This window comes from Lachnospira sp. (genome assembly GCF_016290755.1).
Classification (GTDB): Bacteria; Bacillota; Clostridia; order Lachnospirales; family Lachnospiraceae; genus Lachnospira; species Lachnospira multipara.
The window spans coordinates 1-14,409 of sequence record NZ_JAEEVD010000060.1; the positions used below are offsets into that span (position 1 = coordinate 1).

Genomic DNA, 14,409 nt, shown 5'->3' on the forward strand with positions numbered 1-14,409 from the left:
CGAATATATAGCTAGTTACTTGTGGCGCTCTCCGTCTCTGATTCTGTGCTAGCTTCCTCCATATCTGGGAAGCTATATGTTAAATTACCAGTGGTGTTGGTTATAGAAATCGTGTAGCTTACGGTCTTGTAACCAGACTTTTTAAGTGTGATTGTCTTATTGCCGTAAGATTTTGCAAAAGTGCATGGTACAATTCCGACATATACGCTGTCAACGTAGAGCGCTGCTCCTGTCGGTGCTTGCACATTTACCGTATAACCACTAGTATTATCAACCGTTGTTTCACTTTCGGTAGTTGTTGTGCCGGTTCCATTAGACACCATGTCAATGACCTTGGTCTTATAAGAAGAGTTCACCACGAAAGTCTCTGTGTACTCCTCGTAATGATTGCATGCCAATGTCAAATAGTGTCTTCCATATTCTAGCGATAGAGGTTCTGAATAATCCACCTCCACTCCGTCAATGCTTAGTATTGCATTGTTCGGTGTGATTGAAAAATTCACGGTTCCATACTTGGTTGCCTCTGGCACATACTCGCTAAAATCCAACTTAGAAGTTTCATCCTTCTTAACTGTAACAGTCTTAGTTGCTAAAACATCTTCTAGCTGTATCTCTACAGTATAAGTCCCAACGGGAGAAGTTACAAGCATTCCTTCTGTAACTGAAAATAATTGCTTGCCGATAGTGACATATCCACCCTCAAAGGCGTCTAGTCCTGAAAACTCCACGTAACCATGACCTGATGTTACATTTATAGAATAAATCTTCTCTCCAATACCTCTTAGAACTAAATTGTCCTGGTCCACGATCTTGGCGATATTGATTCTCTCACCGCCCGACAGAACAACTGTGTCCTCTTCGTAGAAAAGAACCGAAGCTCCTATTGTTATCTTTCGATTGTTCTCATCTATTGTGATTCTTGAAACGTCGTTACGTTCCCAAGCATCAGAATTTCCAATTATGGCTGAAGCCTTACCTGACTTATTAATGTAAACGTCATAAATCCCGCCTAATTCCATAGAAGAATCGGCTATCACTTTATCATAGGCGCTTCTTATATCTGTACCGCCAGAATATGGCACCTCGTATTCCACGCCAGATTCAATATCTAGCATATGGGTCATATCATTGGCTGTATCCAAATAAGTCAAAACTCCAACTAAGGTTGCAGACTCTGAGTCTTCTCCCTCAACAATATCATCTACTTTATTAACCACTCTTCCGAGTGTTATTGAGCTTCCCGGCGTAATTGTACTAGACGACTTGCCATCTCCAGTTAAAGAACAAGCCGAACCTGTAAACAATAAACTAATACTTACCCCTAAAGCCATTAGTCTTGCGCACATTCTCTTCATATTATTATCCCTCATAAAAATGGCAGAAAACCCGCCAAAAACAAACCCTACTCCACTTGAATTTTATCACAGTGCTTGGAATTTGTGAAGTTTTAGCTTAATATATTGATTTTTATCTAAGTTTTTATATGATATAATATGCGTGACTTAGATTGTGCTTGGTGGTGCTAACGACCACTAGTTTGCGCGCAGTATGGCGCTAACGATATGGACGGGCGCGCCATCACGGAGTGTAACACTGTAACTACCCACGCGCAATATGGGCGGGTGCACCTTGGCGACAAATCTAAGATAATCTAATTTCGAGGTTTATATGGATACTAACTTTAATAAGGAAGCTTTCAGTTTAGAACTTCCAGAGGACGTAAAATTTATAATAAGCAAAATTGAAGAAAACGGACATTCTGCCTACGCGGTTGGCGGCTGCGTCCGAGACACTCTTCTAGATAAGGAACCCCAAGACTGGGACATCACAACTTCTGCTCTCCCAACTCAGGTAAAATCTTTCTTTAGAAGAACCATAGATACAGGCATAGAGCATGGCACCGTAACTGTCATGATTGATAAGAACGGCTACGAGGTTACAACCTACAGAATTGATGGAGAATATAAAGATGGTAGACATCCGGAATCTGTTGAATTTTCAGTATTATTAACAGATGACTTGAGTCGCCGCGACTTCACCATCAATGCCATGGCCTACAACGATAGTGAGGGCCTAGTGGATGAGTATGGTGGAATTGCTGACCTTAATAACAAGCTTATTCGCTGCGTTGGCGTGGCTCACGACCGCTTCACTGAGGATGCTCTTCGAATGATGAGGGCTATTCGCTTTAGCGCACAGCTTGGTTTTGATATTGAAAATGAAACAATGGCGGCAATTTACGATCTCGCCCCAACAATTAAGAAAATCAGTATGGAAAGAGTTCATGTTGAACTTGGAAAAACTCTTCTTTCTGACAATCCAGAAAAATGTCTTTTATATTCAAAAACTGGATTGTTTAAGGAAATTCTTCCATACATAGACGAGGCATTAACAAACAAGCATACAAGAAGAACTCTTGAGGCAATGAAACATTTTCCCAAAGATTATGACAAGGACTTGCTTCTTCGTATGCGTTATGCAATTCTCTTCTCTTCCCTTGGAAGCGAGGCAGCCACTAAGACTCTGAAGACTTTAAAAATGGATAACGTGACTATTAAGTTAGTGGGCTCAATTTTAGATGCTAGTGAGAAAGAGATACAAGAAACAGAGCCTTCCATAAGAGAGGCCTTAAGACAGCTTGGTAGAGACCTATTTTTCTTAACTCTTGATTACAAGAAAGCCTTAAGCCTTGCGGCTTCTGAACTTACAGGAATTACTAATCCTGTTAAGATTTCTCACTACGAGAATTTGAAAAAAATGGCCACATATATCATTAGCCGAGGGGATTGCTTCTCCATTAAAGAGCTTGATATCTCCGGCAATGACTTACTTGAATTTGGCTTGTCTGGTAAAGATATTGGAAAAACATTAGAATACTTATTAGATTTGTGCATTGAAAACCCTAGACTTAATGAGAAGTCTACGCTTTTAAGCATGATTCCTAGAGATTAATAGAGCCCCCGTTGATATGTATCAACGGGGGTTTGTGCCTCTTTCGGGCCTTATTTGGGTTTCTCCCCGGGGTGGAGCGGGCTTGTTACGGGCTTATTTTTGCTTCTCCCCGGGATTTTTGGGCTTGTTACGGGCAATCCTCTTTTTTTAGTTATTTACCTGTATCGTTATTCTTAAATATCTTTCATAAGCTACCGGTAATTCCAAGAAATCTTCTTATTGACCGTAAGCTAAAAACTTCCGTTCAATACAATTTTAATTTACAGGTAAAAGAGCAAAATTTAGTGGTTGACTGTAAGTTTTCTGTCATTTATAGCAAGAACTTTGGATTCCCAAAAGAATCAACCTTTAAATTCAAGTTCAAAGCCAGCTGATTATTGCAATCACACTAAAAAACAGGAAAGAGATGAAGGTCATCTCTTCCCTGTTAAATATATAAAACATTCTACCCTATGCATTTTATTGAGTTTAAATATATAAAGTGTTGTATTAATATTGTAAAGTGATATAATATTAGTATAGAGATATTGTTAATTTATTAACATTGTGAAGGGGATGATTTAAAATTTCATAATTACATTTGAACCAATGAATAGTTTATGAGGATTATAAGGAGGTATTTTATGAAGAAAATAAGTCTTTACATTATTTCTTTTTTTATTATTTTATCATTAACTAACACAATATATGCACAAGAAGCATTAAGTCAAGAAGATACAGATAATACAAATTACATTGAAATTGAAAATATTGATAATTATCAAATAATTTCTACTTTATATGAAATTGATAAATATGGAAATGAACGACCTATAGACGGACTTATTGATGTAGATTATTCCATAAAAGATGATAATATTTCATCAATTAAAATTAAAGCTTCTACAACAAAATCATCATCTGATAAAAAACAAAACAATGGTGTAACATTAACTGGTACTATTAATTGGATAGATGTATTAGGAACAAATAATATTCTTAAATCTGTATCTGGAACATGTACTGGAAATGTTGAATATAATTGTTACGCTTATGGAACTGGTCCACGCTTTTTAAATACAACATGGCACTCTGCTGCAAATTTTGGAACCTCCTTTTACGATGTAAGAAACGCTGGCCGTACAGCCAATTCATTTGTTCTACAAATTACTGCACGTCCAGTTGGAAAATCAAATTTTGTATTAAGAGTTTGTACAAAAATTACAGATTAGGAGGTAACAGCTATGAAATCAATAAATAGATTCATTTACCCAGTTGTATTTTTAACTCTAATAATTATTACAAATATCATTTTTATGGATTCTCAAACTACCTTTTTACAATATATTAATATCGTCGCCATTGCATTTATGTTAATAACTACACTCTGTCTACAATTATTAACCGGCGATCTTAAATATTTCTTTAATAGTCTTGTAAATACAAAAGATAATAGAGATTTAAAACTAAAATCAATAAAACACACAATGACCATATGGTTATTATCAGGCATAGTATATTCTTTACTTTCACTTATTGATATCATGCATGTAGATGGTGTTTTATTAGATAATATAGCAATGTCTTTAAACCCTATTTTATATGGAATTATAGGAATCATAATACTCTATCCATCTAAAATATTTTTTGAAGACATTACAAGTAAATCATAGATTTAACAAATCATTTTGATTTTAACAATAGTCCTGACTTAATGAGAAGTCTACGCTTTTAAGCATGCTTCCTAATGATAATATACCCCCGTTGATGTTGCAATCAACGGGGGTTTGTGTTTGTGCTCTTATTCTAGGCGTATTTCTCTTTCTGGCTAGGTTGATGGATTCCCAAAAAAATCAGCCTTTAAAATCAACTTCACAGCAGCTGATTATTGCAATCACACTAAAAAAACAGGGAAGAGATGAAGGTCATCTCTTCCCTGTTAAATAAGCGGGTTCGTCCCACTAGATACCTATTCATATATGTATGGAGCAAGCTCCATACTAGTCACAAGGTTCCACCAGCAAAGCTGGTTCCCCTTATGACAACTAATATGCTTTTCCCCAGTAAACCATCTTCTTAGCTGGCTTGCCGCAGCAAACACAAACGTCTGAAAGGTGTTCCTGTTCAAATGGCATACATCTTGATGTTGCTGTTGTATCTTCCTTAATCTTGTCTTCACAAGCCTGATCGCCACACCACATAGCCTTTACAAATCCTGGCTTTGTAGCAACAACTTCCTTAAATTCTTCATAATTAGTTGCAACATTAGTATGAGCCTCTCTATGAGCTCTAGCTCTTTCTAACATTTCAACCTGCATTCTATCTAAAATAGCCTTAATCTCTGTAGCTAAATCTTCAATAGCAACTTCTGTCTTCTCTCTAGTATCACGACGAACGATAATAGCCTTACCAGCTTCAATATCTCTAGGTCCCATTTCAACTCTTACAGGGATTCCACGCATCTCCTGTTCAGAGAACTTCCAACCTGGATTCTTATCTGAATCGTCAACCTTAACTCTAAGACCAGCAGCCTTAAGTGCTTCCTTAACTTCAAATGCCTTATCAAGCACGCCTGCCTTCTTCTGCATAATTGGAATAATATCAACCTGTGTAGGTGCAATTGCTGGTGGTAATACAAGACCTGAATCATCACCATGAACCATGATAATAGCACCGATAAGACGAGTTGTCATACCCCAAGATGTCTGATGAACATACTTAAGCTTATTATCCTTATCTGTGTACTGAATTCCAAATGCCTTAGCAAATCCATCACCGAAGTTATGGCTTGTACCAGACTGAAGAGCCTTACCATCATGCATTAAAGCTTCAATAGTATATGTAGCTTCTGCACCAGCAAACTTCTCCTTATCTGTCTTTCTACCCTTAACAACAGGAATTGCAAGAACCTGCTCGCAGAAATCTGCGTAAAGATTTAACATCTGCTGTGTTCTTTCTTCTGCCTGCTCAGCTGTTGCATGAGCTGTATGGCCTTCCTGCCATAAAAATTCTCTAGAACGAAGGAAAGGTCTTGTTTCCTTTTCCCATCTAACAACTGAACACCACTGGTTGTAAACCTTTGGTAAATCTCTATAAGACTGGATTTCGTCCTTGTAGAAATCGCAGAATAATGTCTCTGATGTTGGACGTACACATAATCTCTCCTGTAACGGATTAAGTCCGCCGTAAGTAACCCATGCTACCTCTGGGGCGAAACCTTCTACGTGGTCCTTTTCAACCTCAAGAAGACTTTCAGGAATGAACATTGGCATGTAAACATTTTCAACACCAGTTTCCTTGAATCTTCTATCAAGTTCTTTCTGTATATTCTCCCAAATAGCATAGCCAGCGGGCTTGAAGATCATGCATCCTTTAACACTTGAGTAACCCATAAGCTCAGCTTTTTTAACAACATCTGTGTACCACTGAGCAAAATCTACATCCATCGATGTAATTGCTTCAACTAATTTTTTCTCATCAGCCATACTACTTTTCTCCTATTCATAATATTTTTTTATGTAATAATTTTCTACATAAAGTTATACGGTGTCTAGTTTAACATTATTCTATAACTAATTCAAGTATAGTTTTATTAGGAAAATGTACCTTTCCCCCACTATTTTAGTTCCGTTCTAAACTTCTGCCCATCCACCTCTAACTCAACTGCCGCAAGGGATATAGTGTTACGTCTGAGTTTGCATTTTCTTACAAGTCCATCAAAAGTTTCCTTGGAGATGGCCTCGCCTCCTAGCTTCTCATTGGCCATTTGAAAATATTTATAATCCCCGATAATTGCGTGCCCCCTTGAGGCTAGCTGCACACGGATCTGATGGTGCCTGCCGGTGTAGAGCTTCACAGAAATCTTAGTAAGATTTGTTGCTTCGTCATAGGATAAAACTTCATAGTCTAGGCGGGCTTCCTTGGCATCTCCGATTTCTTTGACATCCTGCTTGTCGCCTTCCCACACGGAACTTGTATTGTTTAATTTGTCGTGAATTAAATAGTCTGTTAATGTCGCTTTTTTACAATCAAATTTTCCATAGACATAAGCCTCGTAGACCTTGCTAATAGATCCTTTGTCCTGAACTTCTTTAGAATATTTTGCCGCCGCTTCTTTAGTTTTTGCAAAAAGAACTAAACCGGCAACTGGTCTATCCAACCTATTGATTATGGCAGCGTAGACCTCCTCGCCCTTGCGCTTTCTGTAGTTTAGCACCTCGGAAACCAAATCCGGCTCCATGCCTTTTCCACTTTGAGAAAGCTGACCGGCCTTCTTATCCACAATTAACTTCTCGTTATCCTCATAAATAATCTTTATCATAAAATGTCCTTGTTTTTCCCTATTATTACTATTATAAGTTTCTTGAGTTGGCTTTATCTGGCTTTGTTATATACCAACGCTTCCAGTAACCGCAGTGTTTCTGCGCTTTCGCAAGCCGCGAAGCGGATTGCGAAAGAATACTAATAAAGCCTAAATTTGATTATAGCACATTTATGAGCTTTCCCACTTACTAAATCGGGACATAGCTAGAATACGCATAGATGCTGGCTTACGGGACTTGTGAAAGGCAAGTTGGTGCTTCTTGCTTATTGGGGACGCGGCTAGAGCCCGCATAGATACTGACTTCCGGGACTTGTAAAAGGCAAGTTGGTGCTTCTTGCTTATTTGGGATGCGGCTAGGACCCGCATAGATACTGACTTCCGGGACTTGTAAAAGGCAAGTTGGTGCTTCTTGCTTATTTGGAACGCGGCTAGGACCCGCATAGATACTGGCTTTCGGGACTTACGAAAAGCAAGTTGGTGCTTCTTGCTTATTTACTGCTTTCTGGCGTGTATACCATCACTATAGTTTCTGCTTCAAAAAAAGGAACTCATACTTTTAGGACTATTTCTGTCCATTAGGTCAACACCTTCCCGATTTAACAATTCTTGTTTTAATCCATTTGAGGTGTTTTTTACTCAAAAGTACTAATCCCCCTATTTTTACTAAACTTTTCTCCATATTAATAATCCATAGAGGAGATTTTTTTCCAAAAAGGATTATCTCTTAATTAAATTGAACTATCTTACTTTCAAAAAATAATCCTTTTTGGAAGATTTCTTCCTGTACGTACTATTCCAATTTCGCCCAATCGCTTAATTCCCGTGCGATACCCAGAAGTATTCCTATAAGCTCTATTCCAGTTTCGCCCAATCACTAAATTCCCGTGCGATACCCAGAAATATTCCTATAAGCTCTATTCCAGTCCCGCCCAATCGTTTAATTCCCGTGCGATACCCAGAAATTTACCAATATCTACAGGTAACAGTAAATTTCCTGGCTTTTACCCGCAATTCCTAGCGCAACATGACTCATTCCACCGCGCAACAAAGCCGATTTCCGCCGCAAGGCGCACACAAAAAAAGAGCTATGAAACTTAGTTTCATAGCTCCTACAGGTCTTGCAACTTCGTTGCAAGACAGATCACATCTTAAATCTATATCCCACACCCCAGATAGTTTCAATATACTGTGGCTTTGATGTATCATACTCGATCTTTTCACGAATCTTCTTTATGTGAACTGTGACTGTGGCGATGTCGCCGATTGAATCCATATCCCAGATTTCCTTGAAAAGCTCGTCCTTTGTGTAGACATGGTTTGGATTTTCAGCAAGGAATGTTAAAAGGTCAAATTCCTTTGTAGTAAAGGCCTTCTCTTCGCCGTTTACAAATACACGTCTTGCTGTCTTGTCGATCTTGATACCACGGATTTCGATAGTATCGTTTGTTGGCTTGCCGCTGCTTACCAATCTCTCGTATCTTGCAAGGTGGGCCTTAACTCTAGCAACAAGTTCGCTTGGTGAGAAAGGCTTTGTCATGTAGTCATCGGCGCCAACCCCGAGGCCACGAATCTTATCTATGTCTTCCTTCTTTGCAGAAACCATGATGATTGGTGTGTCCTTCTTCTCTCTGATAGTCTTACAAATCTCAAAACCATCAACTCCTGGTAACATAACATCTAAAATGTATATGTCGTAGTCATTTTCAAGAGCCTCAGCCATACCGCTAGTTCCATCAGAACAAACTGTTACTGTGAAACCGTTAAGCTCTAAATAATCCTTTTCAATATCTGCAATTGCATCTTCGTCTTCAACAATAAGAATCTTACTCATAATTACCTCCGTGAATGTCGTATTTTTACAAAAAATGTTTACAAGCTATAGAATTAATCGCTTACTTGAAAGTTAGTAAGCTAACGAATTAATCACTTACTTCCAAGCTAATGAATTTAATCACTTACTTGCAACCCTGGCAAGCTAGCTCATTTTTCTTATATTTAGGGAGCTTTAAATGCATTGTAGTGCCTTGGCCCTCAACGCTGTCTGCCCAAATCATACCCTTGTGGTCTTCAACGATTTTCTTAACAATGGCAAGGCCTATGCCACTTCCGCCCTGCTTAGAATTTCGTGAATCGTCCGTTCTATAGAATCTTTCAAAGATTCGCTCGAGGTCTTTACTTGCAATACCCTTACCGTTGTCGCTAAACTGCACGTGCACGTATTCACCCTCGTCGTAAATATCGATACCAATCTTTCCCTGGCGGCCTTCCACCATGTATTTCTCTGAGTTGCTAATGATGTTGTTAACCACACGCTTTAGCTGCTCAGGATCCACACAAATATAGGCGGCGCCATCTAAATGGGATGTATAATCAAGCTCAATCTGGCTTGCATCAAGTTCCACACTAATCTCCTCCACGCAGTCGTTAAAGTAGTCGCCCGCGCTGATTTTCACAAAGTTATAAGGAACCCTGTTAGTATCAAGCCTTGAGTAAATCGATAGCTCATCAATAAGTCTGTCCATGTCGTTGACCTTGTTGGCAATGGTTCTAATGTACTTCTCCTGCTTTTCAGGAGTATCGGCAATGCCATCCTGCAAACCTTCCACATAACCCTTGATGGCTGTAAGTGGTGTCTTTAAATCATGGGAAATGTTTCTAATAAGGTCTTTTTCTTCAATATCTGATTTCAGCTTCGCTTCAGTATTTTCTTTTAAAATGAGTCTCATTTCCTCAAAGTCTTTACAAAGCTGACCAATTTCGTCGTTTCCCGTCTTTGGCATCTTAAAATCAAAGTTTCCATCTTTAATGTTATTAGTTGCCAATTTTAATTTATTAATCGGTCTAACAATTGATTTATAAATCCAGAAAATCAGCAAAGCCGCTGTGATTATAAGCACTATGGCAATGGCTAATACCATCAAAGTCAAAGAATTTCTAATCTGTGGCACCACCTGCGAGATAGACGTTACAATGGAAACGTTATACACATTTCCCTCTTCATCGCAAAAACCTAAGGTCTTAACAATGCAGCCGTACTCACTTTGATAATAGCCGTTATCACAAATACTTCCATATGTAACCTCGCCACATTCTGGAATCAAGTTTTCTAACTCATCGTTTGAAAAGCTTGTGGAGTTATATAACAAAACGCCGTTCCATCGAACTACCAAATCAGAAAGCTTAGTTTTTAGCTCGCTAGATAACTCTCTTAAAGTTGTTTCATTAGAAAAGCTCTCCGGATTTGTCTCTGCCTGTTCAATCATGCTTTGATAAATTCCACTCGTTATCTCGCTTATGGCGTTTCCGTTTGAATAAAATGTTTCTATACCTACGTTTGTATCAATGTTATAAGCTTGTTTATAGTTGTATGCTTGCCACTTTATTATTATAAATGCTGATATGAAGAATAAAATCATCGGCACGATAATCATAATGCAAAAGGACAATTTTAATTTATTTTTTAATTTCATAATCTTGCCTTTACTTGTATATTTATTTACTAAAGATATTTTATCACATTTTTAACAATTTGTTTATGATTTAACGATTAAAAGAATAAAGAATGCATTAAAAAAGAATAACATTTTAAAAATGTATCTAATTATCAAGTTTGTCAAAATAATCACAATTCGTTATCGTTTTAACAAAGTCAATCAAAGGCCGAAATTCAGTAGATTTAATTAGGCTCTTGTCGGATTTGTTAAATTTTTCCCAATCAAAAGTGCCTTCAGACCGCATAAAATCTACGACTTTCGTAAATTTCCCGTTGTGCCTTTTACATTATTATGCTACAATCAATTTATGTAATAATGCGCTTAGCCGCAACTGCATGTTAACAACTCAATCAAAACTCTAAAGTTTTATAATTCATTGTGAGAAGCTTGACTTTACCGTAACATTTTCCCTTCTAGGGAGTAATTCTTGCAATGTTTTTTTATTTGTTAGGCAGAAACTGAGCGCGAAATAAATATATGGAGGACAATATGATAGGTAATGTTATCGTGGGCCAGTCAGGTGGTCCAACATCAGTAATTAATTCAAGCCTAGCTGGTGTATTTAAAACTGCAAAGGACAGAGGAGCTAAGAAGGTATACGGTATGCTCCATGGTGTTAAAGGCTTACTTGATAAGCAGTATGTTGACTTATCAGAAAAGATTAAGACTGATATTGATATCGACTTATTAAAGAGAACACCTTCTTCTTATCTTGGTTCATGTCGTTATAAGCTACCAGAAATTGGTGAAGATAGGGAAACTTATGATAAGATTTTCAAAATCTTAGATGAGCTTGAAATTAAATACTTCTTCTATATCGGTGGTAACGACTCAATGGATACAATTAAGAAGTTATCTGATTACGGTTTAATTATCAACAGTGATATCCGTTTTATGGGTGTTCCAAAAACTATCGATAATGACTTAGCTGTTACAGATCACACACCAGGTTATGGTAGTGCTGCTAAGTTTATCGCATCAACAATGAAGGAAATTATTAGAGACGGTCTTGTTTATGATTATCCACAGGTTACAGTTGTAGAAATCATGGGTCGTAACGCAGGTTGGTTAACAGCTGCTGCTGCACTTGCTCGTGGTGAAGACTGTGAAGGTGTAGATTTAATCTACCTTCCTGAGAAGGTATTTGATATTGATCATTTCATGGCTAGAGTAGAAGAAAAAGTAGGGGATGGACGTTCTGTAGTTGTTGCTGTTTCAGAAGGTATAAAAGTTGAAGATGGTCGTTATGTATTTGAACTTGCAGATCACGTAGAATTCGTAGATGCATTTGGTCATAAGCAGCTTGCAGGTACAGCTAAGTTCTTAGCTGACAAGATTGGTGCCGCTTACGGCGTTAAGACAAGAGCTATCGAGCTTGCAACATTACAGCGTTGTGCAGCTCATATGACAAGTAGAACTGATATTACAGAAGCTTTCAACGTTGGTGGTGCTGCTGTTAAGGCTGCATTCGAAGGCGAATCAGGAAAGGTTGTAGTATTAAAGAGAGTTTGCGATGATCCTTATATGTGCATCACAGAAACACACGATGTTCACCAGATTGCTAACATCGAAAAGAAGATTCCACTTGAGTGGATCACAGAAGACGATTATGTAACAATGGATTTAATCCATTACATTCGTCCATTAATTCAGGCTGAGTTATCACCAATCATGGTTGATGGCTTACCAAGACATTTAAATATTAATATGTAGTTTGTACTATATATTTAGCCACCCCAGCCAGCAAAGCGGATACATATCAAGCTGACTGGGGTGGCTTTTTTATAGAGATATTATTTTTGATATGGTAATTTTCTTTCTATGTTTTTTTCTAATAGATTTTCTTCAAAGAAACACAAAGACCGCAAATCAGAATTTAATTCATTTATCTGACTTACGGTCTTTTATTACTTAACTAATTTACTTAGCAACTATATTAAAGATCTTTCCCTTAACATAGATTTCTTTTATAATATTCTTTCCTTCAAGTGCCTTAGCAACTCCAGCAACTTCCTTACCTCTTGCCTTTACTGATGCTTCATCTTCATCAACTGCAATTTCAAGAGTACCACGGACTTTACCGTTTACCTGAACACCGATTTCTACTGTGTCATCCTTACACTTGTCTTCATCGTATGTTGGCCACTGCTCATAAGCGATTGTGTTGTCATGGCCTAAGAGCTGCCATAATTCTTCGCCGATATGTGGACAAATACATGAAAGCATCTTAATGAATCCTTCTGCATAAACCTTTGGACACTTTTCCTTAACGGCTGCATTCATGAAAATCATCATCTGTGAAATAGCTGTATTAAAGCCAAGTGTTTCAAAATCAGATGTAACCTTCTTAACTGTCTTGTGGTAAACCTTTTCAAGGGCTCCACCTTCGCCATCAATTAAGTTCTCTTCTACTGAGAAGTAGTTCCAAACCTTATTTAAGAATCTTCTTGCTCCTTCTACACCCTCGTTAGACCAAGGCTTAGAAGCTTCAAGAGGTCCCATAAACATTTCATATAATCTAAGTGTATCAGCACCGTAATCTCTTACGATATCTGAAGGATTAACTACGAATTCTGGGAATCTCTTACCCATCTTAATACCATTAGAACCAAGAATCATACCCTGGTGAACTAACTTCTTAAATGGTTCCTTAACTGGTGAAATGCCCTGATCGTAAAGGAATCTATTCCAGATTCTTGAATACATTAAGTGACCTACTGCATGCTCTGGTCCACCAATATAGAGATCTACTGGTAACCAATGCTTAAGAAGTTCTGGGTCACATAATTCCTTATCATTCTTAGGATCAATATATCTCATGTAATACCATGATGAACCTGCTGAACCTGGCATTGTAGAAGTTTCTCTCTTACCCTTAATGCCATTGTGATCATACATCTTCCATTCTGTAGCATTCTCAAGAGGAGCCTGTCCGTTCTTGCCCTTGTAATCCTCAAGTTCAGGAAGGATAAGTGGTAATTCATCATCATCTAACACATGAATCTGTCCATCTTCTAAGTAAACTACAGGAACTGGTTCACCCCAGTATCTCTGTCTTGCAAAAATCCATTCTCTAAAGTGATAGTTAGCTGTACGCTTAGCAACGCCCATCTTCTCAAGCTTAGAAGTGATTGCTTCCTTAGCTTCTTCGACAGTTAAACCTGTGAATTCTTCTGAGTTGATAAGCTTGCAGCCCTTACCTAAATAATCCTGTTTTTCAAATGCATGCTCTGAAACATCAGCGCCCTCAATAACCTGAATCATAGGAATATTATGAGTAATAGCATATTCAAAATCTCGCTGATCGTGACTTGGAACAGCCATAACAGCACCTGTACCATAGCTTGCAAGTACGAAATCACCAATAAATAAAGGTACTTCCTTGCCATTAACCGGATTAATACATGTTACACCTTCAAGTGGACAACCTGACTTAGTCTTGTTAAGTTCAGTTCTATCCATGTCGTTTTTCTTCAAAGTTTCATCAATGTATGCCTGAACTTCTTCTAAGTTCTTAACTCTTGGAAGTAAGCTCTTAACAATCTCTCCATCTGGAGCAAGTACCATAAATGTAATACCATAAATTGTTTCAATACATGTTGTAAAGATAGAGAACTCGCCACCACCAACGATCTGGAACTTAACCTCAACACCTTCAGA

The 14,409-nt window shown here is 37.9% G+C and carries 10 protein-coding genes; 4 read left to right on the forward strand and 6 right to left on the reverse strand.

Annotation, left to right across the window (positions count from 1 at the left end):
- Positions 1-11: 11 nt before the first annotated feature.
- A complete protein-coding gene (locus QVA17_RS11075; protein WP_287388927.1) occupies positions 12-1,355 on the reverse strand; it encodes a PEGA domain-containing protein in 1,344 nt (447 codons plus the stop codon).
- A gap of 313 nt (positions 1,356-1,668) precedes the next feature.
- On the opposite strand from QVA17_RS11075, the gene QVA17_RS11080 reads away from it, so the two are divergent.
- From QVA17_RS11080 to QVA17_RS11090, 3 genes are all read left to right on the forward strand, one after another.
- Positions 1,669-2,952, forward strand: a complete 1,284-nt coding sequence (locus QVA17_RS11080; protein WP_287388929.1) for a CCA tRNA nucleotidyltransferase — start codon at positions 1,669-1,671, stop codon at positions 2,950-2,952.
- Between the two features lie 623 nt (positions 2,953-3,575).
- Positions 3,576-4,163, forward strand: coding sequence for a hypothetical protein (locus QVA17_RS11085; protein ID WP_287388930.1), 588 nt, complete (start codon positions 3,576-3,578; stop codon positions 4,161-4,163).
- Positions 4,164-4,175: 12 nt separating this feature from the next.
- The gene (locus tag QVA17_RS11090) at positions 4,176-4,604 is read left to right on the forward strand and encodes a hypothetical protein (RefSeq protein WP_287388931.1); all 429 of its coding nucleotides are present in this window, start codon (positions 4,176-4,178) and stop codon (positions 4,602-4,604) included.
- Between the two features lie 372 nt (positions 4,605-4,976).
- Here QVA17_RS11090 and proS read toward each other — a convergent pair whose 3' ends face one another.
- From proS to QVA17_RS11110, 4 genes are all read right to left on the reverse strand, one after another.
- Entirely contained in the window at positions 4,977-6,416 is a 1,440-nt protein-coding gene (proS, locus tag QVA17_RS11095; protein ID WP_027431472.1) for a proline--tRNA ligase, read from the reverse strand.
- Between the two features lie 131 nt (positions 6,417-6,547).
- Positions 6,548-7,252, reverse strand: a complete 705-nt coding sequence (locus QVA17_RS11100) for an RluA family pseudouridine synthase (RefSeq protein WP_287388932.1) — start codon at positions 7,250-7,252, stop codon at positions 6,548-6,550.
- A gap of 1,144 nt (positions 7,253-8,396) precedes the next feature.
- A complete protein-coding gene (locus QVA17_RS11105) occupies positions 8,397-9,086 on the reverse strand; it encodes a response regulator transcription factor (RefSeq protein ID WP_027431471.1) in 690 nt (229 codons plus the stop codon).
- Between the two features lie 124 nt (positions 9,087-9,210).
- Positions 9,211-10,725, reverse strand: a complete 1,515-nt coding sequence (locus QVA17_RS11110) for a sensor histidine kinase (protein WP_287388933.1) — start codon at positions 10,723-10,725, stop codon at positions 9,211-9,213.
- Between the two features lie 513 nt (positions 10,726-11,238).
- Between QVA17_RS11110 and QVA17_RS11115 the strand changes: the two genes are divergently transcribed.
- Positions 11,239-12,462, forward strand: coding sequence for a 6-phosphofructokinase (locus tag QVA17_RS11115; protein ID WP_287388934.1), 1,224 nt, complete (start codon positions 11,239-11,241; stop codon positions 12,460-12,462).
- Positions 12,463-12,669: 207 nt separating this feature from the next.
- On the opposite strand, the gene QVA17_RS11120 is transcribed toward QVA17_RS11115, so the two are convergent.
- Positions 12,670-14,409, reverse strand: a 1,740-nt coding sequence (locus tag QVA17_RS11120; protein WP_287388935.1) for a class I tRNA ligase family protein, incomplete at its 5' end; no start/stop codon positions are given.

Coding starts and splice junctions, on each gene's coding strand:
- QVA17_RS11075 (WP_287388927.1), bottom strand. CDS start 1,355: ATGAAGAGAATGTGCGCAAGACTAATGGCTTTAGGGGTAAGTATTAGT.
- QVA17_RS11080 (WP_287388929.1), top strand. CDS start 1,669: ATGGATACTAACTTTAATAAGGAAGCTTTCAGTTTAGAACTTCCAGAG.
- QVA17_RS11085 (WP_287388930.1), top strand. CDS start 3,576: ATGAAGAAAATAAGTCTTTACATTATTTCTTTTTTTATTATTTTATCA.
- QVA17_RS11090 (WP_287388931.1), top strand. CDS start 4,176: ATGAAATCAATAAATAGATTCATTTACCCAGTTGTATTTTTAACTCTA.
- proS (WP_027431472.1), bottom strand. CDS start 6,416: ATGGCTGATGAGAAAAAATTAGTTGAAGCAATTACATCGATGGATGTA.
- QVA17_RS11100 (WP_287388932.1), bottom strand. CDS start 7,252: ATGATAAAGATTATTTATGAGGATAACGAGAAGTTAATTGTGGATAAG.
- QVA17_RS11105 (WP_027431471.1), bottom strand. CDS start 9,086: ATGAGTAAGATTCTTATTGTTGAAGACGAAGATGCAATTGCAGATATT.
- QVA17_RS11110 (WP_287388933.1), bottom strand. CDS start 10,725: ATGAAATTAAAAAATAAATTAAAATTGTCCTTTTGCATTATGATTATC.
- QVA17_RS11115 (WP_287388934.1), top strand. CDS start 11,239: ATGATAGGTAATGTTATCGTGGGCCAGTCAGGTGGTCCAACATCAGTA.